A 22,748-nucleotide genomic window follows, 5' to 3' on the forward strand; every position below is an offset into this window, starting at 1 on the left:
ACCAAACTTAACCGCCGCGATTGGAGACTGCTGTGATCTCGTCTGCAAAGCCCTTGCGTATCGGTCTGATCGTGGGGGAAGAATCCGGGGACGCGCTGGGGGCAGGTCTGATGGACGCTCTCTCGGCGCGGCTGGGAGAGGCCACAAGCTTCGTCGGAGTTGGCGGCGAACGTATGCAGGCGCGCGGACTGGAAAGCCTGTTCGATATTTCAGACATTTCCGTCATGGGCATCAGCGCGGTTTTGGCGCGTTTGCCGTCGATCATCAAGCGCGTCTATCAAACGGTCGATTATATCGTTGAGCAGCAACCGGATGTGCTGGTGATCATCGACAGTCCAGATTTCACTCACAACGTTGCCAAGCGCGTGCGCAAGAAGGCGCCGGGCATTCCCGTTGTCGGCTATGTGTCGCCATCGGTTTGGGCATGGCGGCCGGGCCGAGCCCGCAAGATGAGCGCATATGTCGATGAACTTTTGGCGATCCTGCCATTTGAGCCGGATGTTCACGCCAGACTGGGTGGCCCACGCACGCATTACGTTGGTCATCCATTGATCGAGCAGGTGGGTCGCCTGCGTCCAGCGCCAGGCGAGCGGCAGCCGATTGAGGGTGAACATAAGGTCTTGCTGGTTTTGCCGGGCAGTCGCCGTGGTGAAATTGATAGTCTTTTGGAAGACTTCGGGGCAACAGTTGCCAAACTTCATCAAGGATTTGAATCACTTGAGGTGATTCTTCCGGCCGTCTCCCATCTGCGTGACAAGATCGAAGACGGTGTCAGGAACTGGCCTGTCGCTCCGACAGTGGTGTTTGGCGAGGAGGCCAAACAGGCAGCCTTCCGTCGCGGTCATGCGGCCTTGGCTGCAAGTGGCACCGTATCACTTGAACTGGCGATTTCTGGCGTGCCGATGGCGGTTGCCTACAAGCTTGACTGGTTTTATCGCCGCATGAAGCAGATCAATCGCTATATCAAGTTGGCACAGGTTACCTCCATGGTTCTGCCGAACATCATCCTGGGCCGCAATGTGGTGCCGGAGTTTCTCGATGATGACGCGAGCCCGGATCAGCTCTCGACAGTGATTGCAGGTCTGTTGAGCGACACCGAGGCGCGGCGCCGCCAGATCGCAGCCTTTGAGGAACTGGACGACACCATGCGGTTGGAGGATGGCAAGCGGCAGAGTGAGGCGGCTGCCGATGTGGTCCTGCATACTCTGGGTCTCAAGGCACAAATCCTGCCCGAGACGGCATGATTCAAACTGACAGAATAATCATCCAAGGCTATGGAAAATAGTATGAATCCGGTTATGAGCGTTGAAGCGATCGAAGCGTTCCTGCGTGCAGACTTCCCTCAGATCCCGCTTGGCAGGGACGGCTTGCAGATTGAGACCATTGGCGCAACGTCTGTGGTGATGCGTCTTCAAACCGGGGATGATCATCTGCGCCCCGGCGGAACGATTTCCGGGCCGACGATGATGATGCTTGCCGATGTCGGTGGCTATATCACCGTAAACGCATTCGCGGGACCTGTAGCGGAGGCCGCGACCACCAGCTTCAATATCAATTTTCTGCGCCGTCCTGATGCTACTGATCTGATCTGTCGTTGCGAAGTTCTCAAGATTGGTCGCCGTCTCGCGGTTATCGAGGCCTATCTGTCGACGGCGGGTAATGAGGCCTGCGTGGCGCATGCCACGGCCACTTACTCGTTGCCCGCCAAAACGTCTGTTTGAGTGCCCCGCCACCGGGGCAGGGCATGGGGTTTTCATTTTGATGAGAAAATATGCGGTAATATAATACCGTTTTTTTAAGTATTTGATTTTATTGCATTTATTAAAGAGTAATGCGAAACATTGCGCTTGACGCTGGTTTCAGGCTGACCTATAAGCAGCCTCGACGAAAGCGAAGTCCGTCGTCCGGTCCCTTCGGGGCGCTGCGAGCGGGCTTTCTTGTTTCAAGACAAACGATGGATCTGAAACCATGAAGACCTATTCTGCCAAGCCGGCTGAGGTCGAGAAGAAGTGGATCTTGATCGACGCAGAAGGCATGGTTGTTGGCCGTCTGGCTGCCTACATTGCCAATCATCTGCGCGGCAAGCATCTGCCGACCTACACACCTCACGTTGATTGCGGTGACAACGTTATTGTCATCAATGCTGAGAAGATCGTTCTGACCGGTAAGAAGTACGAAAACAAGAAGTACTACTGGCATACCGGCCATCCGGGCGGCATCAAGGAGCGCACTGCGCGCGCCATCATCGAAGGCCGCTTCCCGGAGCGCGTCGTTCAGAAGGCTGTTCAGCGCATGATGCCGGGCGGTCCGCTGTCCAACAAGCAGCTGAAGAACTTGCGTGTTTACGCTGGCGAAGCACACCCACATGAAGCTCAGGCGCCCGAACTGGTCGACGTCAAGAGCCTCAATGTGAAGAATGGCAAGAGGGCATAACGATGGCTGAGCTGAACTCCCTGGAAGATCTGGGTGGCGCTGTCGAAAACGCTGCTCCCGAAGCACCGGTCCACGTTCAGAAGCTGGACGCACAGGGCCGTGCCTATGCAACGGGCAAGCGTAAAGACGCTATCGCTCGTGTCTGGATCAAGCCGGGCTCCGGCAAGATCCTGGTCAACAAGAAGGACTTCACCGAGTATTTTGCTCGTCCGGTTCTTCAGATGATCCTGAAGCAGCCTATCGTTCTGACGGATCGCGCTGGTCAGTATGACATCATCGCAACTGTTGTTGGTGGTGGTCTCTCGGGCAAGGCAGGTGCCGTACGTCATGGTATCTCCAAGGCTTTGACATACTACGAGCCAGAGCTGCGTGGCGTCCTCAAAAAGGATGGCTTCCTGACACGCGATAGCCGTGTTGTTGAACGTAAGAAGTTCGGTCGCCGCAAGGCTCGCCGCTCCTTCCAGTTCTCCAAGCGTTAATCGCTGCTATAGGTTTCTGGATTACAAAACCCGCCGGGGTCTCCTCGGCGGGTTTTTTGTGTTCGTTGGAGCACAACAGTTGGAGATAAATTGACGTTACGTGAAATGCTGATGATTTTGCGATAATCTTTTGAAATATATTCTGAGGGCAATATTTCGGGGAACGCAGAGGCAGTATGTCGTTAAATCCAATTCGGTTTGTAGTGAAAAAAATAAATAAGAAGCTCAGGAAACGTCAGGTGCTGAAAGCACGGGCTGCTGAAATAGATAAGGTTTTTGACTTTGTTCTAAAGATGAATGGTGGCGGCGATAGCCAATCTCAAATCAAGCAGGATATTTTTGCTCTGATTGCCACCAACTTCAAACGGGATGGTTTTTTCGTCGAGTTTGGTGCTGCAAACGGAATTGGCTTAAGCAACAGCTATCTTTTGGAGAAAGACTTTGGTTGGACCGGCATTTTGGCCGAGCCTGCTCGCGTTTGGCATGAAGAGCTGCATAAAAATCGTAAGTGTGCAATCGAGACCGATTGTGTCTGGGGCAAAACGGGCGAAGTTCTGGATTTTGATATGGTCGAGATCGGCCGAGCTATCGACGGTCTCGCAGTTTTCTCAGGGGGATCAGCATGCGAAAGAGCGGCTGTCTAAGACCAGCTATAAGGTCAAGACAATTTCTCTGGTTGATCTTTTAGAAAAATACAGTGCGCCAAGGCTGATAGACTACCTGTCTATCGATACCGAAGGGTCAGAATTTGAGATCTTGAGCAATTTTGATTTCGACAAGTATCGCTTTCGGGTCATCACGGTAGAGCATAATTTCACAAGTGATAGAGAGAAGCTGCGCAAGCTGCTTGTCGGAAAAGGGTATAAGCGTGCTTTTGATTATGTCGCACGCTGGGACGACTGGTACATTTTAGATGATGTCGTAGAGTGATCGCTTGGCAGTGTGTGAAAGTGTTGTGGCACGCGATAGCCGTGTTGTTGAACGTAAGAAGTTCGGTCGCCGCAAGGCTCGCCGCTCCTTCCAGTTCTCCAAGCGTTAATCGCTGCCAAGGTTTCTGGATTACAAAACCCGCCGGGGTCTCCTCAGCGGGTTTTTTGTGTCTTGTCGCGCGGTGCCGCTTTCGATCATCCTGTGAATATGGCTAGGGTGTTGCCACGTGCAGACCAGTGCCGAAAGGGAAAACAGAATGTCCGACAATCCACGCCCCACCGACAATGCTTTTCTCGGATCTTCGTTGACCGGCGGCTCCCATGAGCCGACCTATGGCGGTGCGCTGTCCTTCATGCGTCGACGCTTTACGCGCGACCTGAGGGGCGTTGATGTGGCTGTCTGGGGTATTCCCTTCGATGCCTCTGTCTCCAACCGGCCCGGCGCACGCTTTGGTCCGCAAGGGGTGCGTCGTGCATCCGCCATTTTCGATGGCGATCCGCAATATCCCTTTGCCGCCGATCCTTATGAGCATCTGTCGGTCATCGACTATGGCGATTGCTCATTCGATTATGGTCGTCATGCCGATATTCCAGGTCATATTGAACGGCAGGCGCGTGAGATCCTTGATGCCGGGGTGCATTTGTTCTCCATTGGCGGCGATCATTTTGTCACCTATCCCTTGCTGAAGGCGCATGTCGCACGGCATGGGCCTCTGGCGCTTGTGCAGTTCGACGCGCATCAGGACACTTGGGACGACAAGGGAGACCGTATTGACCACGGCACTTTTGTCGGGAGAGCCGTTCGTGAGGGGCTGATCGATCCCGAAAAGTCGATCCAGATCGGTATTCGGACCCATGCGCCTGAAACGTGCGGTTTGGAAATCCTGACCGGTGAAGACATGGAGTTGCTTGGAGTTAACGGCGTTGCGGAGCTGATTCTGGACCGCGTGGGCGATGCGAAAACCTATATGACCTTCGATATTGATTGTCTGGACCCTGCCTTTGCGCCGGGCACAGGCACGCCGGTTGCGGGCGGTCTGACATCACGCGAAGCCATGATGGTGTTGCGGCGTTTGGGAGATTTGAACTTCGTCGGTGGCGATGTTGTGGAAGTTGCCCCTGCCTATGACCACGCCGACATTACCTCAATTGCCGGAGCCACCGTCGCGCAACATTACATGGGCCTTCTGGCGGAAAAGAAGGCCGATGCGGCCAGCTGATCGTTACGCGAACTTTGAGTGAAACGCAACGGGTCGCGGTCGCTGTGAGGGGGAGGTTTCGCGCACGCACGTGTGTCGCGCTGTAAACTCAATGGCTCACTTGAAAGCGAGCAAAAGAGGCAAGGCAGGGCGGCGCGTTTCAGCCTGCTTTGCTTTGCTTCAGGTCATCGTTGGCAGGGCTCCGCGACCAGAACCGGTACAGTGGATGCGCTGATTGCATGGCGTCGTAGAGCTGCGCCATCCGATTGAGAAACGACAGGCGGGCTGCCAACGCTACGACAATGCCTGTTGCCGATAACACGGGCGACAGGAGCAGGGCCCCGCCAAGCGCGCTTACTGTGCCAAGCGCGCCAACCACCCAGAGAACGGTGCTGCTGCGGCTGTCATAGCCTGCCAGCGGCAACAGCAGCCGGTTCAGCCAGATACGCTCCCCAAAAGCGGCCTTTGCCGCCCAGCTCGTCCGCTTGCCAAATCGGCGGCCAATGTGCGAGGCAGCGAAAGTGCAAACCAGTACGAGGCCGAAGAGACCATATTCCAGCGCGGGCTGTAGGAACGGCGCGAGCCACAGGACTCCGGTCAAAAGTGGAACCGTCAGGAGGCGGAAATACACGCTCCAGGGCGCGGCCGGTCTGCGCCAGACCTTTGGCGGCAAGGTCATGACCCGCAAATGTCGCGATGCCAATTCTGCTTTTTTCAGCTCTGAAGCCGCCAATGTTGGCTGGGACATAGGTGCATCGAAACATGTCCTCCACGTTTTATCCCACGAAATTTAGCTGCTCGCCTCATTGAAGCCAACACTTACCGGTTGTTTGGGTGAAGAGTCAGTATCTTTTGACGTGCAGAGGCACTCATAGGATGCTTATCGGCGTCATCCTACACCTTGTTACAGCGAATTTTTCAAAATTCACAAGGCGGTGCATAAAAGGTGGAGGAGGGCGTCACATGGTCGCAGGGATGAGCCGCGTTTACCCTGAAGCAAGCCCGGTGTTGCGCCATCTCTTAGCGATCCGTTAAAAGTTCGCCAATCGCCAGTCATAATGCGGCGAAAATGCAGCCTTGCACCGGTTTTGTTGACAGGAAATATGCGTTAAGGTTTTTTGTAAACGACTTGGTTACCAAGATTCCCGACAATCAGTTTTGACGGGAGAGAGGTTTCACTCGTGAACAGCTCGGCTGCCGTCGCGAATATGTTCCGGTCAAACGTCCAGCAATGGGCGTCGAGTTTGAGTAGTTTGGATCGTATGTCAGTAACGTACTCGCCTGTTAGAAGTTCCGATTATTCGAAGACCAGTGTCTTTGGACCTAAGTCAATGTTGTTCGGCATTGCTTTGGCCTGCACTGGTGGAGCTGCGGTTCTGGGTCTGACCAGCGCATCGCTTGCTCCCGTCTACTTGTCGTCTTCGTCACTGTTTTCCGGCTAGGAATCCTTTATTACGCCAGCGTCAACGGTGATGCATGAACGTCAGGTTCAGCGTGCGCCAAATTGGCCGGTGCCGATGACCTGGCTGAGCAAAACCAAGCTTGCACGTGTGTTGAATGTCGAAAAAGACATTTTCCTGAGCGACGTGTCTGCGGGGCATCTCGAAATCAATCCTGACAAAATGCTCTATCGTGAGCGATCGGGCGATGCACAGCCGCTTCATGCGACGCAGCAGCAGGGTGTCGTTATTGCCTCTGCGCCGCCAGCAACGGATGCAGCGGGACAATGGCAACTCGCCAAGGCAGAGCTGCGCTCAAAACTGGCCCATGCGACGTTGGCGCGTCGTTTGATGTCAGTAAAAGATCATGTGCGCACTCAGGTTGCGATCGCCTCTGTTCCGGTCAAGCCCGGCTCCGTTGCCGAGCCGATGCCTGCGCCAGCACGCAACACCGTTGCCTCTGCCGACGTGACGGGCGATGTGCCCAACGCTGGCCAGATCAACGTTGTGCCACGCAGTGAACCGGACATCGCGGTGCAAACGTCAACTGTGGTCGCCTCTTTGCCAAGTGTCGCTCCGGTGCCGCATTTGCGTCCGGCCTCTGTTCCTGCAGCCTCCCGGGCGTCGTCACAATCGACGCTGGCATATGCCAAGGCGGAGGAGCCTGAATCGGGAGGTTTGTTTGGCGGTCTTGGCAAGGTGTTCAGTGGCGGGCACTCATCCGGTCGTGTTGAACTTCCCAGTCCAGGCAGTGAAATTGCGGTTTACTCGATCAAGCAGGCAACGGTTTATCTGCCGGATGGCCAAAAGCTGGAAGCACATTCCGGGCTGGGGCATATGACAGATAACCCGAACTTCACGAAGCAGAAGAACCGTGGTCCCACGCCGCCGAACATCTATCATCTGCGGATGCGTGAGAACTTGTTCCATGGTGTGCAGGCAGTGCGTATGCTGCCGGTCGATGCGAGCAAGATGCATGGACGTGACGGGATGTTAACCCACACATATATGCTGCGCGGACGGGCTGGTCAGTCAAATGGGTGCGTGGTGTTCAAGCACTACAATCGCTTCCTGCAGGCCTTCAAGGCGGGCAAGATCAAGACCATGATCGTGGTGCCCGACATTTCCAAGCTGCCAACCTACATGGCGTCGCTTTAAATCAGCGGTGTCGGTGGCCATACTGCGTGGCCGGGGCACCAAAGTACTCTCCCACCAACGCTGAAGGTGGGAAAGCGGCATCTGTGATCTTTAAGAGCGCCCCGTTGGGCGCTCTTTGTGTTTCGGGGTATTGGTTGTTGGTCGATGGAGCTGCAAGGCAGTGTGTGGTGTGTGCTTTCTCGGAGCATCGACGAGATCGGTGGGCAGTCGGGTCGGCGTCGCTTTGTCGTCACGCAGTGTGTGAGCGTGGGCGTCCAATCAATGGCGCATGAACCATTTCGCCTGACAGACAGTGTCTGTTCCACGGTGAGGCGCCATAGGTCATGCTCCCATGACCTTGGCGAGCTGCGGTTCAGGATTTTTCCTTCACGTAGCTGCCTGGTGCGTCCTCAATGAGCTTCATGCGGTAGGCTCCGGGCTTGCGCGCCTTGACGGTGGTGTCATCCTGCTTGCGGATCCAGTCATCCCAGTAGGGCCACCATGAGTCCTGGATGTTCCTCCGCTTTCTTCAGCCAATTGTCGAAGACGCCCTTGGGGGGCTTGCCGGTCCAGAACTGATACTTGTTGCGGGACGGCGGATTGACTACGCCTGCTATATGCCCGGAGCCAGACAGCACAAATTCCACCGGTGTGCCAAAACACTGCGTCCCCAAAAACACGCTTGGTGCCGGGGCAATATGATCTTCACGCGTCGCCAGTGAAAAGATCGGCAGATCGAGTGTTTCGAGATCAATACGAATGCCGTCAATTTCCATCTCACCTTTCGCCAACGCATTCTGCTGATAGCACTTGCGCAGATAGAACGAGTGATTGGCTGCCGGCATTCGGGTGCTGTCGGAGTTCCAGTACAGCAGGTCAAAGGGGAAGGGGTCTTCGCCCTTGATGTAGTTGTTGACCACATAGGGCCAGACCAGATCATTGGAGCGCAGCATGTTGAAGGCGTTCGCCATCGCCGAGCCATCCAGATAGCCCGTTGCGTTCATACGCTCTTCCAGCATTTGCAACTGGTCGTCGTCGATGAACACTTTCAGGTCGCCGGCCTGTGTGAAATCCATCTGCGCGGTGAAGAAGGTTGCGGTCTTGACCCGCTCGTCGCCCTTGGCCTTGAGATAGGCCAGCGCCACTGCAAGCAGCGTACCGCCAACACAATAGCCAATGGCATTGATCTCCTTGACGCGCGTCGCAGCTTGCACGCGATCAAGAGCAAACAGAATGCCGAGCTTGATGTAATCCTCGAAGGACATTGCAGCCTGTTGTGGGCCGGGATTGACCCACGAGATGACAAAGACGGTGTGGCCCCGATCAACAGCCCATTTGATGAAGGATTTTTCCGGCGACAGATCGAGGATATAATATTTGTTGATCCAGGGGGGACGATCAACAGTGGCCGTTTCAACGCAGTTTCCGTCGTCGGCGAATACTGAATGATCTGGCAGAGCTCATTTTGCGCCACCACCTTGCCATCTGTCATGGCGATGTTGCGGCCAAGCGCAAATTTGCGCGCATCCGTCTGGCGAATGCGGATTTCTCCTTTGCCCGCTTCAATGTCTTCGGCGAGATGCTTCATGCCCCGCACCAGATTATCGCCGTTCGATTCCATCGTCAGGCGCAACAATTCCGGATTGGTGAGCAGGAAATTTGAAGGCGACATCGCATTGGCAATCTGGGCCACATAGAAACCTGCCTTGTGGCGTGTGTGCTCATCCAGTCCATCTGCGTGTTCGACCAGTTCTTCGGCCCAGTTCGAGGTGATGAGATAGATCTGCTTGAGGAAGTCGAAATACTGGTTGTCGCTCCAGTCCGGATCCTTGAAGCGCTTGTCGCGCGGCGCGGGTGTAACAGCGGGAACGCTGTCTTCTCCCATCATGCGTTTGAGTGAATTGTTCCAAAGGTCGATATATCCTGACCACAGCCGCGTTTGTGCTTCCATCGAGCGCTGCGGGTCGGACATCCAGTATTCCCCGAGCTGGCCAAGGGTCTTGACGATATTGCTGATCTGCTCGACGTCCTGAGAGCGAATCTCTCCCTTTTCGCGGGGTCCGATATAGGCGGCGAGGGCCTGGCCGGCATTTTCAAGCGTCTTCGCAAGATTTTGTGCGAATGTTTCTGGATTGTTGATAATGAACTGCAACATCGGATGCTGAGCGTCTTCGGACATGCGATCGTCTCCCTGCAACCGCGTGGTTTCTAGAATGTTTTGGCAAGTTTGACGCGATCAAGGGGGCAAACGCAATGGCCTTCTGGACGGAAGCTGTCATTTCACGCAGGGCTGTGTTGCGGGCTGCGGATACGAAAAGTGTAAACCTTTCTTAACCGCTGCGTGACAGCAGTGATGTGGTAAAGCTTTTGCGTGTCCGCTTCGCTGGAGTGGAAGAAATGCAATTTTCGGCATCAAATCCGCCCTGATAGGGCCGCAAGGGCTTCCGTTTTACGATCTGTTCCGATAGATAATTGTGACAATCGGAAAGATAAATTGAGTGGAAAAGACTTGAGATCTCTGCTTCGCCCCGTCCTGTTGATTTCTGCCACCGTTGGTCTGGCAGGATGTTCGTCCTTCCCCGCAATGACCTTGTCGGGAATGTTGAGTTCGCCCAAGAGCGAATACGCGCAGACGGATAAATCGGAGACCACCAAGGCGGCAAAGCACACGCGGGTCGTCGCGCAGTCGGATGATGCAGATCATCAAAAGACCATTCGTTATCTTGAAGCGCTGGCTGATCGTGGTCGCAAGCAAAGCTTCCCGGTTTTTGCAAGTTCGCAGAAAGAGCTGGCCGACCTTCAGCTCGATCAGGAAAAGCAGGCTGCCGAGACCGAAGCTCTGATCAAGGCTGGTAAGGCTTACTGAGTTTCCAAGATATTTGTCTCTCTTTGTGTCTGAAAATGGGCGGTTGAGAGCCGACAAAACGACTGGTGCTGCGCTTGTCGGCTGAGCCTGCATGTCGCTTTTTGTGCAGAGCGTTGTATCGCTCTCGGTCTGGGGTTCGACGGTGTCAAATAACTGTCGATTTTCTCAAAGAATGGTGCAGAGCAGCTAACAGGCTGCTAAAAGTGGCAAACCTGTCGACGGATCCGCCGCCGACCCGCATTTGCAACACATCAAGGACTGCACCATGACCGAGGAGTTTCACAAGATACGGCGGCTTCCGCCTTATGTCTTCGAACAGGTAAACCGTTTGAAGGCCAGTGAACGAGCGGCGGGTGCAGATATCATCGACCTTGGCATGGGCAATCCCGATTTGCCAACGCCACAGCATATTGTCGACAAGCTCACCGAGGTTGTGCAGGATCCACGGTCGCACCGCTATTCTGCGTCCAAGGGCATTCACGGTCTGCGGAGGGCGCAGGCGGGCTATTATGAGCGCCGGTTCGGCGTCAAGTTGAATCCGAACACCCAGGTTGTGGCAACGCTCGGCTCCAAGGAAGGCTTTGCCAACATGGCGCAGGCGATTACCGCGCCGGGCGACATTGTGTTGAGCCCCAATCCAAGCTATCCGATCCATACCTTCGGTTTTTTGATGGCTGGTGCGGCGATCCGCTCCGTGCCTGCGGAGCCGAATGACGATTTCATTCGTGCACTGGAGCGGGCGCTGATCCACTCGGTGCCCAAGCCGATTGCGATTATCCTGTGCTATCCGGCTAATCCGACCGCCTATTGTGCGACGCTTGATTTCTATAAGGAAATCGTTGCCTTTGCGCGCAAGCATGACATCTTCATTCTGTCGGATCTGGCTTATTCTGAAATCTATTTCGGTGATACGCCACCGCCTTCTGTCTTGCAGGTGCCTTGGCGCCATGGATGTCACGGTGGAGTTCACCTCCATGTCGAAGACGTTTTCCATGGCCGGGTGGCGGATGGGCTTTGCGGTCGGCAACGAGCGCCTGATCGCAGCGCTTTCGCGGGTGAAGTCCTATCTCGATTATGGTGCATTCACGCCGATCCAAGTGGCCGCAACCGCTGCCTTGAATGGGCCGCAGGATTGCATTGCCGAAACGCGGGCAACCTACAAGAAGCGCCGTGATGTCGTTGTGGAAAGCTTTGGTCGGGCGGGCTGGGACATTCCTGCTCCGGAAGCCAGCATGTTTGTCTGGGCGCCGATCCCGGAGAAGTACCGCGATCTCAAGAGCCTTGCCTTCTCCAAGCTGCTTTTGGAAAAGGCGCAGGTGGCTGTTGCTCCGGGCATTGGCTTTGGAGAATACGGCGACGATTATGTGCGCATCGGCCTCGTTGAGAATGAACAGCGTTTGCGTCAGGCAGCACGAAATATTCGTCGCTTCCTTGAAAGCGCCGACGAAAAAATGCAAAACGAAGCCCTCGCATAAGGCTCGTGTCCTTTACGGCCTCATTGAAAACGGAAATTTCGGTTTATGACGAACGACTTGAGACTCGGTGTTGCGGGCCTTGGTACGGTGGGTGCCTCTGTGTTGCGCCTGCTGTCCACCCATGGTGAAGTGCTTTCCAGAAAAACAGGACGCTCTATTGCCGTGACCTCGGTCTGTGCCCGCGATCCCAACAAGGATCGCGGTTTCGATGTTTCAGGCTTCAATTGGTTTACCGATCCGGTGGAAATGGCGCGCTCCAGCGACGTTGACGTCTTTGTCGAGTTGATGGGCGGTGAAGATGGCCCGGCCGCTGACAGCGTTCGGGAGGCGTTGCGCAACCGCAAGCATGTGGTGACAGCCAACAAGGCACTTTTGGCCAAGCACGGCGTTGAACTGGCACTGCTAGCGGAAGAAAATGACGTCAGTCTCAACTATGAGGCTGCGGTCGCCGGCGGTATCCCGATCATCAAGACGCTGCGTGAGTCGCTCGCTGGCAATGAAGTGCGCCGGGTCTACGGCATTCTCAATGGCACGTCGAATTACATCCTGACGCAGATGGAAGCCGAGGGGCTGTCGTTTGATGCCTGTCTGGCGGAAGCTCAGCGTCTTGGCTATGCAGAGGCCGACCCGACTTTCGATATCGAGGGCAATGATGCCGCCCACAAACTGGCGATCATGACCAGTCTGGCGTTTGGCACCAAGATTGCCAGCGACGAGATTTACCTAGAAGGCATTTCCTCTCTGACGCCAGCCGACATTCAGGCCGCTGACGAATTGGGCTACCGCATCAAGCTTCTCGGCGTGGCACAACGCACGGACACGGGCATCGAGCAGCGCGTGCATCCGACGATGGTGCCAAAATCTTCGGCGATCGCCCGCATCGACGGGGTGTTGAATGCGGTGGCTGTAGAAGGCGACTTCATTGGCGACATCGTGTTGGTGGGGCCGGGAGCCGGGGGCGATGCCACCGCCTCGTCTGTTGTGTCCGACATTGCCGATATTTATCGAGGTATCAAGGTGCCTGTGCTTGGCACCCCGGCCAAGGCTCTGGTGGACTATACTCGCGCGCGCATGCGTTTACATGAAGGCGGCTACTACATTCGTCTGGCCTTGCAAGATCGTCCCGGTGCCTTTGCCGAGATCGCTCAGTCGATGGCCGAGGCCGGTATTTCGCTGGAATCAATTGTGCAGCGTCAGCGCATGCCCGGCGAGAGCCAAGGCGGACGTGGCGAAAAAACCGTGCCGCAACCGGTTATTCTCATTACCTATGAGACGACCGAAGTGGCCGTGCGCGAAGCGCTTGAGGGCATTGCCCGCAAAGGCGTGATTGTTGGCGATCCGCAGATGATCCGCATCGAGAAACTGGCGTAAAGACGGTTTCGTTGCACTGCGTCGCATATGAGGTGCGGTGCGCCGCAGCTTTTGGAGATGAAGATGGCCGAGACCGGAACAGGCGAGACGAGTGTTCTCGATCGTATTCTGACACTGGAACTGGTGCGCGTGGCCGAACGCGCGGCAGTGGCTGCAGCTCGCATGCGGGGACGGGGTGACGAGATGGCCGCTGATCAGGCTGCGGTCGACGCCATGCGCCGCGAATTGAACCGCCTGCCGATTGACGGCACAGTTGTCATTGGCGAGGGCGAGCGCGATGAAGCCCCGATGCTCTACATCGGTGAGCCGGTTGGCAACGGCAAGGGGCCGAAAGTCGACATCGCGCTGGATCCGCTGGAAGGCACCACCATCTGTGCCAAGAACCTGCCGAACTCCATGGCGGTCATTGCAATGGCGCCGAAGGGAGACCTTCTCAATGCGCCAGACAGTTACATGGAAAAGATCGCCATCGGACCGGGCTATCCGGACGGGTTGATTGATCTGGATGCGCCGATTGCCGACAATCTGGCGGCCGTTGCCCGGGCCAAAGGGTGTGCGGTCAGTGAGGTGACGGCCTGTGTTCTCGACCGTCCGCGCCACGCCCGGCTGATTGAGGATATTCGCGCCACCGGCGCTGCCATCCGTCTGATTGGCGATGGTGATGTGGCGGGTATCATTCACACCACGGACCCGGAAGAGACCGGCATTGATCTTTATGTCGGTATTGGCGGGGCCCCCGAAGGTGTGCTGGCGGCTGCTGCCTTGCGCTCTATCGGCGGGCAAATGCAAAGCCGTCTGCTGATCACCCGGGAAGACCAGATCCTGCGGGCGCGCCGGATGGGCATCGAAGATGTGAACCACAAATACACCCTGGAAGAGATTGCCGGACCGGATGTGCTGTTCGCAGCCACCGGTGTCACTGACGGCAATTTCCTGCAAGGCGTCCGTTTTGGGCGCAACGACATCACCACTCATACGGTCGTCATGCGATCATCAACGGGGACCGTGCGTTACATCAAGGCGCGACACACCCAACTGGACAAGTTCTATCTCGATTGAGGTCGGACAGGGAATGAAAGCCATCACACAACACAGGTCTGCTGCATCATGAGCGCGCCGGAGAGCCGGGATCCGTCTTCGGGGCGTCTTGTGCTGGGCGTGACACGCTCTGCCAACGACAATGCCTGCGCGTGAACGGCTCAGTGAAGCGGAAAGCCGGACCGCGATGATGATCGCGCAGCGTGAGGGCTTGCCGGATGTGCTGTCCCGGGTTCTTGCGGCGCGCGGTGTCGGGGCAGACGAGGCCGTCAGCTTTCTGGAGCCGTCCCTGAAGGCCTTGATGCCGGATCCCTCGCGTCTTGTAGATATGGACAAGGCCGTTGCCCGTGTCGCGGATGCCGTGATGGCTGGAACAAAAATCGCGATTTTTGGCGATTATGACGTCGACGGTGCGACATCCTCAGCGGTTCTGGCGCGCTATCTGCAATGGATGGGGTTGAACCCGGCCATTCACATTCCCGATCGTATTATCGAAGGCTATGGTCCGAACTCTTCAGCCATCGAAGCGCTTTACGCTGACGGAGCGCGGCTTTTGATCAGTGTTGACTGCGGCAGCACATCGTTTGAAGCCTTTGAAACCGCAGCCAATCTGGGCCTTGATGTGGTGGTCATTGATCACCACCAGGTGAGCGAAAAATTGCCCAAGACCGAAGCGCTGGTCAATCCGAACCGGCAGGACGATTTGTCGGGGCAGGGCCATCTGGCCGCAGTTGGGGTGACCTTTCTGTTTCTGGTTGGCCTGAACCGCGAACTGCGGACACGTGGCGTCTTCAATGGAAAACAGCAGCCGCCCTTGATGGAGCTGCTTGATCTGGTGGCGCTTGGTACAGTCTGCGATGTGGTGCCACTGCAAGGTCTCAACCGGGCCTATGTAACGCGCGGTCTTGGAGTCATGCACCAACGTGCCAATGCAGGGCTTGCCAGCCTTGCCGATGTGGCGCGCGTGGCGGGGAGACCCGCGCCCTATCACTTGGGATTTTTGCTCGGGCCTCGCATCAATGCAGGCGGTCGTATTGGCGATGCCGCCCTTGGCGCGCGATTGCTCCTGACGCAGGATCCGGCGCAGGCGCGCTTGATTGCGGAAAAACTCGATCAGCTCAATAGCGACCGTCAGATTCTGGAAGCTGCAATGCTGGAACAGGCCGACGCGGAAGCGGTCTTCACCGTGGAGCGGGATGATCCCGCCGTTCTGGTGACCGGACAAGATGGCTGGCATCCTGGTATCGTTGGGTTGGTCGCCTCGCGTCTCAAGGAAACCTGGCGGCGTCCCGCTTTTGCTATCGCCTATGATGCGAACGGGCAGGGCGCAGGTTCGGGCCGGTCCATTCCGGGTGTCGATCTGGGGCGCGCGGTGCGTCAGGCGGTAGACCTTGGTCTTCTGGTCAAGGGGGGCGGTCATGCGATGGCGGCTGGCCTGACCGTGATGCGGGACAAGGCTCCCGAATTTGCCGCGTTCCTGAACGAGACGCTGCGCAAGGATGTGGACATTGCAGCAAGCCGCCGTGACCTGAAGATCGATGCTGCATTGACTGCAACGGGTGCCAAGCTGGAGCTTCTCGAGATGCTTGAAAAGGCTGGGCCTTATGGCGCTGGTCATGCGGATCCGGTCTTTGCTTTTCCCGCACATCGCATCAGTTTTGCTGATGTGGTGGGTAAGGGCCATGTGCGCGCCACACTGGTGTCCACTGACGGGACAACGCTGAAGGGTATTTGCTTCAAGGCTGAGGACAAGCCACACGGTCAGCTTTTGCTGAACAACCGTGGGCGCAATCTGCATGTGGCCGGCAGCTTGTCGATCGACACCTGGCAAGGCACGCCGCGGGTGCAATTGCGCATCCTTGATGTCGCCGATCCGCAAAAATCTCGTCACTGAGCACGGCCGCCAGACCCGACAGTTCCAGACCTATGGATCCGTGTGATTTCGCTTGGTTAACTCCATCTTTATGCGCTGTGCAGTAGACTTTGTGCATCGGCGTAACAGAAGGGGTCGGCGGATGTCAGCTCAGGACGAGCTTCAACAGGTGATGAAAGAGCTGGATCAGGCGACTGATCGCTCCTTGTCGTCCCTGCGTAAGCTGCGTCATGAACAGGAAGCCGTCATCCTGGCACGCAATCTGCCAACGGTTGCAGATTTCATACAGCCAGGATGTTTGCTGGGCCGCGCAGAGAATATTTCGTACGGTTGTGGGCCTCACCGAAAGCTGTGAGATGGTCCTACGAGACGCCATTGCATTGCCGACAAACTTTGACAGGACTGCTGGGCGGTTTGAAAGAGCGTTGCCAGAATCTGCAAACTCTGATGTCCGTATTTTTTCTGTGTCTCGTTCTCGCACAAGCAGTTAGCATGTTGAAAAGCTTGCGCTGCCACTAAGCGCAGCCCTTGTGTCAGCGGCTGCGCGATGCACTCGTCTTGACGAGTGACACAATTCGTGAAATTTTCCGGCGCTTGTCTCGCATAGTTTGGTCGTGCGGCTTTGCAAATGCGATGGGACCTGGCCCTTGAGAACAACAAGAAAGGGCAGGGCGGTCGAAAGATCGCAGACAGAGCGAAACGTTTCTTGAACCCTGGACAGTTAGATTTCTTTGAGTGCTCTCAAGGGATGGATGAGGTGTTTTGCAATCAGTGCAAGGTGCCTTCTTGTGGGAGGGGTGACTGTGACGGACTGGATCGAGAAGAAGAAGCGCAGCCTCTTGCGGTTTAATCCGCTGGAGATGTTTCGCACACCGTCACGTTTGCAGATCGCTGCGCTGTGCTATCGCCGTGTTGGCAAGCGTTATGAAGTCCTGATGATCACATCGCGCGGCACGGGCCGCTGGATTTTGCCTAAAGGGTGGCCGATGCTGAAACGGCGTGCCCACCGGACTGCCTCTATCGAAGCATACGAGGAGGCCGGAGTACGGGGGCGCGCGCACAAAACGCCCTACACATCGTTCGAGTCGTTCAAGGGCGTCGATAATAATCTGGCTTTGAAAACCGAAGTCCTGGTCTATCTGGTCGAAGTTGACGAGCTTTTGGAAGATTTTCCGGAAGTCGGGCAACGTGAGATTCGATGGATGTCGATTGAGGAGGCCAAGCGTCACGCGAGTGAAGCTGGCATTGTGCAAGCTCTGTGTACATTTGAACGCGACGTTCGCCGCGAGAGCGTCCCGACTACGTGATGTTTTCGCGCTCATCTGAGCATTTTAAACAGACATTTTTGCTCATGTGAAAATTCCCAAGCCCGTTTTACCTTGCTTTTGTCAGCCCTCTTGTCTATGCGATTTTGAATGCAACTGCGCGCCGCCTGACTGGATGCCGTGTCATCCACGCCGAGCTGAAGTATTGTTTTTGCTCAAACGCGGCCGTTCTGATGGGTCTCCGCTAGCGCCATGAAGCCGACACTCGATAAGGATCTGGACAAGATTACCTACGTTCAGGAAGCGACTGCGTCTTTTTCGCAGGGCTTGCGACGTGTCGGGTTGGCCGTTCTTTTCATTGCGGTCTGTGCATCGTTGGCAGCACTCGTGCTCGGTGGGGCCTTTGACATGCTCGCCGTCGGTGCGGTGGCGGTCGGGGCCTATATGGCCCTGAACATTGGTGCCAATGACGTTGCCAACAATCTGGGCCCGGCGGTCGAGGCTAGGGTTCTCAGCATATCGACCGCGCTCGGCATTGCCGCCATCTTTGAATGCGCCGGCGCCTTCTTTGGCGGTGGGGATGTCGTTGGCACGATTGCCGACAAGATGGCGTTTCAGACGGTCAGCGGACATTCTCAGGTGCTGGCACTCGGTATGATGTCAGCGTTGATCGCGGCGGCCCTCTGGGTCAACCTGTCGACATGGTTGCGTGCTCCGGTTTCAACCACCCACTCCATTGTTGGTGGCGTTGTCGGGTCCAGCATTGCGGCGCTTGGCCTGTCCTCCATCAACTGGGGTCTGATCAGCGGCATTGCCGTGGGGTGGGTTCTGTCGCCCATCATGGGGGGCGTCATTGCGGCATTCTTCCTGTTTCTCGTCAAGACACTGGTGATCTACCGAGACGACAAGATCGCCAGCGCGCGCCGCTGGGTGCCGGTGTTTGTGGCTGTCATGTGCGGCGCTTTCACGGCGTATCTCGCTCTCAGTCGGGTCGGGCGCGATTACGGTGTCTCTCTGCATGCAGCATTGCTGGGCGGATTGGTGTTGGGGTGCCTGAGTTATCTGGTGGTCAAGCCGCTGATCGCGCGTCAGTCGCGGGGCATGGAAAATGCCAACAAGTCGTTGCGCCAATTGTTTGCGTTGCCACTGATCGTTGCGACCGCACTTCTCTCATTCGCGCATGGCGCCAACGATGTGGCCAATGCGGTGGGCCCCGTGGTGGCTATTCTTCAGATCGCTCAGGCTGGAAGCTTTGGCGGTAATGCAGACCTGCCGATCTGGGGGCTGGCATTCGGCGGCTTGGGGATCTCGCTCGGCCTGTTTCTGTTTGGTCCAAGGCTGGTGGCCATGGTTGGACAGCGGATCACCCGGTTCAATCCGATGCGCGCCTTCTGTGTGGCGCTTTCGGCCGCTGTCACCGTGTTGGTGGCAGCAATGATGGGATTGCCCGTCAGTGCCACGCATGTGGCGATTGGCGCGGTCTTTGGCGTCGGCTTCTTCCGCGAGTGGTATACGGAGCGATCCCGTCGCCGCATGGCCTATGTCAATCGGGCGCACGGCAAAGAGGTGCGACGGGTGCGCAACCGGGAAGAGCGGCAGCGGCGTCTGCTGGTCCGGCGCGCCCATGTGTTGACCGTTCTTGCCAGCCTGGGTGATCACGTTGCCTTGTGCCATGATGATGGGGGCAGCTGTCTATTTCATCCTCTCACATCTCTTCGGCGGCTGATCCACATCCGAGATCGACCAGACGATTGTCTTTCCCAAAACAAGACACGGCTGTGTGTGTCGGGACCGTCTTGCCGTCACACATGATCAGCTATGAGTGATCATATGTGACACCGACACGCCGATAGGATTTGAACGGAAAGGGGTCACGGCAGTGTGTTCATATGAATGCCGTTGGAGTTATGTGACAGTCTGGTGATTGTTTTCAGACATTTGCGTCATATTGGACCTTGAATTCGGCGTTTGTCTGGATCTGAGGCGCTGAGTACTGCTTTATATGTCTTGTCTCTGACCTCTTCTGCGCGGCGCTGAAAATTCAAAAACGCGCAGGAACTGGCGCTTTCCTAATGGACAAGAATGCAAAAAGCCGTGGTCAACTTCGCTGTACGGACGATATTTACCAGGTTTTGACGAGCATCCCTTGACCGTCACAAATGGTTCATATAGCGCGGCTACAAGGCCATCACACGAGGTTCACGGCATTAACACGCCGCCGTGAGCAAAGTTGATCGTCAATAGGAGAATATAGCCGTGAGCTTCTTCAAAACTTTGTCCGTTGGTGTTGCCGCAACCGCACTTGGTCTTTCCATGACCGGCGCATCGATGGCTGCGACCACCACCATCTCCGGCGCTGGGTCCAGCTTCATCTACCCGGTCTTCGCCAAGTGGGGCGCTGCTTACCAGAAAAAGACTGGTATCGCTCTGAACTACCAGTCGATCGGCTCGGGCGGCGGCATCAAGCAGATCGAAGCCAAGACGGTTACGTTCGGCGCTTCCGACAAGCCGCTCAGCGACAGCGAGCTGAAGAAGAACGACATGACACAGTTCCCGATGATCTCGGGCGGCATTGTCATGATGTTCAACGTCAAGGGCATCAAGCCGGGTTCGTTGGTTCTCGACGGTGACACCGTTGAAAAGATCTACATGGGCAAGATCACCAAGTGGAACGACAAGGAAATCAAGGCTCTTAACCCGAAGCTTGATCTTCCGGACGAAGCAATTGTTGTTGTTCACCGTTCTGACGGATCGGGCACGACTTTCAACTTCACCAACTACCTGTCGAAGGTTTCCAAAGAATGGAAGTCTCAGATCGGTTCCGACACGGCTGTTGAATGGCCGGTTGGTCTTGGTGCCAAGGGTTCTGAAGGTGTTGCCAACACGATCAAGCAGACCGAAGGTTCCATCGGCTACAACGAGTATGCCTATGTGATCCAAAACAAGCTTGGCTACTCCAAGATGAAAAACGCTGCTGGCAAGGTTGTCGAGCCGTCCCTGGAAACGTTTGCCAACGCTGCTGCAAACGCTGACTGGGCGCACGCTTCCAACTTCCGCGTGATCATCACGAACCAGCCTTAGCGACAAAACATGGCCGATTGCTGCTTCGACCTGGGTTATCATGCACAAGACTCCGACCGATAAGGCTGCGACTGCTGCTGCTCTGAAGTTCTTCTCTTGGGCTTACAAGAACGGCAAGCCAGAAGCTAAGGACCTTCAGTATGTTGCGATCCCGGAAAACGTTGTTTCCCTGATCGAAAAGTCTTGGAAAAAGAACATCAACGCTAAGTAAGCTTCGGCCCTTAGCTTTGTGAAAATGGAGCTGGCCGCCTTCTTTTGGGTGGCCAGCTCTCTTGCGTAACAGATCTCTTGTATCCAGCTCAATTGCGTGAATGACAAGCAGAAGCGGAACGTGGACCCATGACCCAATCTCTTGACGGCGGAGACGTGAAAACAAGCGCCCCCGCGGGAAATTCGCGGCGAGTGCAATTGCAGGACCTGCTGTTCGTGCGCCTGACTGCTGGCTCAGTGCCGCCCTTGTGGTTCTGCTGCTGCTGGGTGTGTTGTTTTCTCTTACGGTCTCTTCCCTTCCGACCTGGAAGGAATTCGGCTTAGGCTTTCTGTGGCATACGCGCTGGAGCCCGGCCAAAGAAATCTTCGGGGCAGCGGCTCCAATCTACGGCACGGTCATCACTTCGATCATTGCCATGGTGATCGCCATTCCGGTGAGTTTTGGCATTGCCATGTTCCTCACTGAAATTTGCCCAATGCCGCTGCGTCGTCCCATCGGGACCGCGATTGAGCTGTTGGCCGGTATTCCTTCGATCATCTACGGCCTTTGGGGCTTTTTTGTCCTTGCGCCTATCATGCAGCGCACCGTCCAGCCGTTTTTGATCAGTCATCTTGGGCCTATTCCCGGCATTGGGGTGCTGTTTCGGGGTGCGCCCTATGGCATCGGGTTGTTGACTGCGGGCCTCGTGCTGTCGATCATGATCATTCCGTTCATTGCCTCTTTTGCCCGCGATGTGTTTTTGACCGTGCCGGTCATGCTGCGTGAATCAGCCTACGGCATGGGCATGACCCGTTGGGAAGTCATTCGCCGCATCACCATTCCCTATACGCGCCGCAGCCTTGTTGGCGGCGTTATGCTGGGTCTTGGACGAGCGCTCGGTGAAACCATGGCGGTCACCTTCGTCATTGGTAACTCTCACCGGATTTCGGCGTCGCTTCTAGCGCCTTCAACGACCATTTCGGCATCCATTGCCAACGAGTTCACCGAGGCAACGGGGCATCTCTACACCTCAAGTCTCGTGTCCTTGGGTCTTATCCTGTTCGTGATCACCTTCATCATCCTGGCGCTGACGAAGTGGCTCATCGGGCGCAGCGAGACGTTTTGAGGATCTGACATGTCGATTACCTCCCGTCGTTATCTCATCAACAAGATCGCCGTTGGGCTGGCTGTTTTCTCGGCGCTCTTTGGTCTGTTCTTCCTGGCAGCCATTCTCTGGACCCTGTTCAGCAATGGCCTTTCATCGATCAATCTGGCGGTGTTCACCGAAAGCACACCGCCACCGGGAGAGGCTGGCGGCCTGGCCAACGCTATTTTCGGTTCCTTGGTCATGACGGTCCTATCGATCGTCATCGCAACGCCGGTCGGCATTCTGGCAGGCACTTACCTGTCGGAATATGCAAGAGGCTCGCGCCTTGCTGCCGCTGCGATCTTCGTCAATGACGTGTTGCTGTCTGCGCCTTCAATCATCATTGGCCTGTTTGTCTATGCCGTTGTCGTCGTGCCCCTTGGTCATTTTTCGGCCTATTCCGGCGCACTTGCGCTGGCCGTGATCGCCATTCCGGTGATCAACCGCACGACGCAGGATATGCTCAGTCTGGTGCCCAATGCGATGCGCGAGGCTGCTGCTGCCCTTGGAACACCACGCTGGCGCATCATGGTCTTTATTATCTGGCGTGCAGCCCGTAGTGGTCTTCTGACTGGCGTGCTGTTGGCTATCGCCCGTGTGAGTGGCGAAACGGCGCCGCTGCTGTTCACGGCGCTGAACAATCAATACTGGTCTACCGACATGTCGCACCCAATGGCGAACTTGCCGGTCGTGATCTTCCAATTTGCCATGAGCCCCTACGACGACTGGCAGCGCCTTGCCTGGGCCGGCGCGCTGATCATCACCGTGACCATTCTGGTGTTGAACATTGTTGCCCGTTTCGTAACCGGGCGTCGGTCCGGCTAAA

19 protein-coding genes and 4 pseudogenes are annotated in these 22,748 nt (G+C 56.1%); 20 read left to right on the forward strand and 3 right to left on the reverse strand.

The features are described from left to right. Positions 1–32: 32 nt before the first annotated feature. The 8 genes and pseudogenes from lpxB (at position 33) to speB (ending at position 5,061) form a co-directional block, all read left to right on the forward strand. Positions 33–1,244 carry a lipid-A-disaccharide synthase gene (lpxB, locus tag AC0L7U_RS00780; protein ID WP_473693030.1) on the forward strand — a complete coding sequence of 404 codons (1,212 nt, stop codon included), beginning with the start codon at positions 33–35 and terminating at the stop codon, positions 1,242–1,244. Positions 1,245–1,286: 42 nt separating this feature from the next. After that, positions 1,287–1,721, forward strand: coding sequence for a PaaI family thioesterase (locus tag AC0L7U_RS00785; protein WP_473693032.1), 435 nt, complete (start codon positions 1,287–1,289; stop codon positions 1,719–1,721). A gap of 247 nt (positions 1,722–1,968) precedes the next feature. Beyond that, entirely contained in the window at positions 1,969–2,433 is a 465-nt protein-coding gene (rplM, locus tag AC0L7U_RS00790; RefSeq protein WP_473693033.1) for a 50S ribosomal protein L13, read from the forward strand. A gap of 2 nt (positions 2,434–2,435) precedes the next feature. Next, positions 2,436–2,912: a 30S ribosomal protein S9 gene (gene rpsI / locus AC0L7U_RS00795; RefSeq protein ID WP_473693035.1), complete on the forward strand. Its 477-nt coding sequence runs from the start codon at positions 2,436–2,438 to the stop codon at positions 2,910–2,912. 239 nt (positions 2,913–3,151) lie between these two features. Further along, a complete protein-coding gene (locus AC0L7U_RS00800) occupies positions 3,152–3,556 on the forward strand; it encodes a hypothetical protein (RefSeq protein ID WP_473693036.1) in 405 nt (134 codons plus the stop codon). Further along, positions 3,441–3,842, forward strand: coding sequence for an FkbM family methyltransferase (locus AC0L7U_RS00805; protein ID WP_473695591.1), 402 nt, complete (start codon positions 3,441–3,443; stop codon positions 3,840–3,842). Before AC0L7U_RS00800 ends, AC0L7U_RS00805 begins: the two co-directional genes overlap by 116 nt. 25 nt (positions 3,843–3,867) lie before the next feature. Beyond that, positions 3,868–3,951, forward strand: a pseudogene (gene rpsI, locus AC0L7U_RS00810) (30S ribosomal protein S9); the annotation flags it as partial. Positions 3,952–4,098: 147 nt separating this feature from the next. Further along, positions 4,099–5,061, forward strand: coding sequence for an agmatinase (gene speB, locus AC0L7U_RS00815; protein ID WP_473693038.1), 963 nt, complete (start codon positions 4,099–4,101; stop codon positions 5,059–5,061). 139 nt (positions 5,062–5,200) lie between these two features. On the opposite strand, the gene AC0L7U_RS00820 is transcribed toward speB, so the two are convergent. Beyond that, complete coding sequence (locus AC0L7U_RS00820) at positions 5,201–5,788, reverse strand: DUF6653 family protein (protein ID WP_473693040.1); 588 nt, start codon at positions 5,786–5,788, stop codon at positions 5,201–5,203. A gap of 769 nt (positions 5,789–6,557) precedes the next feature. Between AC0L7U_RS00820 and AC0L7U_RS00825 the strand changes: the two genes are divergently transcribed. Beyond that, positions 6,558–7,637 carry a DUF2778 domain-containing protein gene (locus tag AC0L7U_RS00825; RefSeq protein WP_473693042.1) on the forward strand — a complete coding sequence of 360 codons (1,080 nt, stop codon included), beginning with the start codon at positions 6,558–6,560 and terminating at the stop codon, positions 7,635–7,637. A 461-nt stretch (positions 7,638–8,098) separates the two neighbouring features. Here the strand turns inward: AC0L7U_RS00825 and AC0L7U_RS00830 are convergent, their stop codons facing one another. Next, positions 8,099–9,073 (reverse strand): PHA/PHB synthase family protein, encoded by a 975-nt coding sequence (locus AC0L7U_RS00830; protein ID WP_473695593.1) that lies wholly within the window; start codon positions 9,071–9,073, stop codon positions 8,099–8,101. Then, a pseudogene (locus tag AC0L7U_RS00835) lies at positions 9,005–9,795 on the reverse strand (class I poly(R)-hydroxyalkanoic acid synthase); the annotation flags it as partial. The gene AC0L7U_RS00830 and the pseudogene AC0L7U_RS00835, both read right to left, overlap by 69 nt. 330 nt (positions 9,796–10,125) lie before the next feature. Between AC0L7U_RS00835 and AC0L7U_RS00840 the strand changes: the two are divergent. From AC0L7U_RS00840 to pstA, 11 genes and pseudogenes are all read left to right on the forward strand, one after another. After that, positions 10,126–10,482, forward strand: coding sequence for a hypothetical protein (locus AC0L7U_RS00840; protein WP_473693044.1), 357 nt, complete (start codon positions 10,126–10,128; stop codon positions 10,480–10,482). 376 nt (positions 10,483–10,858) lie between these two features. After that, positions 10,859–11,957, forward strand: a pseudogene (locus AC0L7U_RS00845) (LL-diaminopimelate aminotransferase). 45 nt (positions 11,958–12,002) lie between these two features. Continuing rightward, entirely contained in the window at positions 12,003–13,328 is a 1,326-nt protein-coding gene (locus AC0L7U_RS00850) for a homoserine dehydrogenase (RefSeq protein WP_473693045.1), read from the forward strand. A gap of 63 nt (positions 13,329–13,391) precedes the next feature. Then, positions 13,392–14,387: a class II fructose-bisphosphatase gene (gene glpX, locus AC0L7U_RS00855; RefSeq protein WP_473693047.1), complete on the forward strand. Its 996-nt coding sequence runs from the start codon at positions 13,392–13,394 to the stop codon at positions 14,385–14,387. Positions 14,388–14,508: 121 nt separating this feature from the next. Then, a complete protein-coding gene (gene recJ / locus AC0L7U_RS00860) occupies positions 14,509–16,260 on the forward strand; it encodes a single-stranded-DNA-specific exonuclease RecJ (protein WP_473693049.1) in 1,752 nt (583 codons plus the stop codon). 121 nt (positions 16,261–16,381) lie between these two features. Next, positions 16,382–16,594, forward strand: coding sequence for a hypothetical protein (locus tag AC0L7U_RS00865; RefSeq protein WP_473693051.1), 213 nt, complete (start codon positions 16,382–16,384; stop codon positions 16,592–16,594). A 448-nt stretch (positions 16,595–17,042) separates the two neighbouring features. Continuing rightward, on the forward strand, positions 17,043–17,546 hold the full coding sequence (locus tag AC0L7U_RS00870; RefSeq protein ID WP_473693053.1) for an NUDIX hydrolase: 504 nt from the start codon (positions 17,043–17,045) through the stop codon (positions 17,544–17,546). Positions 17,547–17,756: 210 nt separating this feature from the next. Further along, positions 17,757–19,316 carry an inorganic phosphate transporter gene (locus tag AC0L7U_RS00875; protein ID WP_473693055.1) on the forward strand — a complete coding sequence of 520 codons (1,560 nt, stop codon included), beginning with the start codon at positions 17,757–17,759 and terminating at the stop codon, positions 19,314–19,316. Between the two features lie 501 nt (positions 19,317–19,817). Further along, positions 19,818–20,796: pseudogene (gene pstS, locus AC0L7U_RS00880) on the forward strand (phosphate ABC transporter substrate-binding protein PstS). Positions 20,797–21,043: 247 nt separating this feature from the next. Next, complete coding sequence (pstC, locus tag AC0L7U_RS00885) at positions 21,044–21,901, forward strand: phosphate ABC transporter permease subunit PstC (RefSeq protein WP_473693057.1); 858 nt, start codon at positions 21,044–21,046, stop codon at positions 21,899–21,901. A gap of 9 nt (positions 21,902–21,910) precedes the next feature. Beyond that, positions 21,911–22,747, forward strand: a complete 837-nt coding sequence (gene pstA / locus AC0L7U_RS00890; RefSeq protein ID WP_473693059.1) for a phosphate ABC transporter permease PstA — start codon at positions 21,911–21,913, stop codon at positions 22,745–22,747. Position 22,748: the final 1 nt, after the last annotated feature.

It is taken from the genome of Roseibium sp. 10G30-5, from assembly GCF_055809635.1.

Bases quoted from the DNA above. Each gene is read 5' to 3' on its own strand.
- AC0L7U_RS00865 (WP_473693051.1), top strand. From the start codon at position 16,382: ATGTCAGCTCAGGACGAGCTTCAACAGGTGATGAAAGAGCTGGATCAG.
- AC0L7U_RS00785 (WP_473693032.1), top strand. From the start codon at position 1,287: ATGAATCCGGTTATGAGCGTTGAAGCGATCGAAGCGTTCCTGCGTGCA.
- recJ (WP_473693049.1), top strand. From the start codon at position 14,509: ATGCCTGCGCGTGAACGGCTCAGTGAAGCGGAAAGCCGGACCGCGATG.
- rpsI (WP_473693035.1), top strand. From the start codon at position 2,436: ATGGCTGAGCTGAACTCCCTGGAAGATCTGGGTGGCGCTGTCGAAAAC.
- AC0L7U_RS00875 (WP_473693055.1), top strand. From the start codon at position 17,757: ATGAAGCCGACACTCGATAAGGATCTGGACAAGATTACCTACGTTCAG.
- glpX (WP_473693047.1), top strand. From the start codon at position 13,392: ATGGCCGAGACCGGAACAGGCGAGACGAGTGTTCTCGATCGTATTCTG.
- speB (WP_473693038.1), top strand. From the start codon at position 4,099: ATGTCCGACAATCCACGCCCCACCGACAATGCTTTTCTCGGATCTTCG.
- AC0L7U_RS00820 (WP_473693040.1), bottom strand. From the start codon at position 5,788: ATGTCCCAGCCAACATTGGCGGCTTCAGAGCTGAAAAAAGCAGAATTG.
- AC0L7U_RS00850 (WP_473693045.1), top strand. From the start codon at position 12,003: ATGACGAACGACTTGAGACTCGGTGTTGCGGGCCTTGGTACGGTGGGT.
- pstA (WP_473693059.1), top strand. From the start codon at position 21,911: ATGTCGATTACCTCCCGTCGTTATCTCATCAACAAGATCGCCGTTGGG.
- rplM (WP_473693033.1), top strand. From the start codon at position 1,969: ATGAAGACCTATTCTGCCAAGCCGGCTGAGGTCGAGAAGAAGTGGATC.
- AC0L7U_RS00825 (WP_473693042.1), top strand. From the start codon at position 6,558: ATGACCTGGCTGAGCAAAACCAAGCTTGCACGTGTGTTGAATGTCGAA.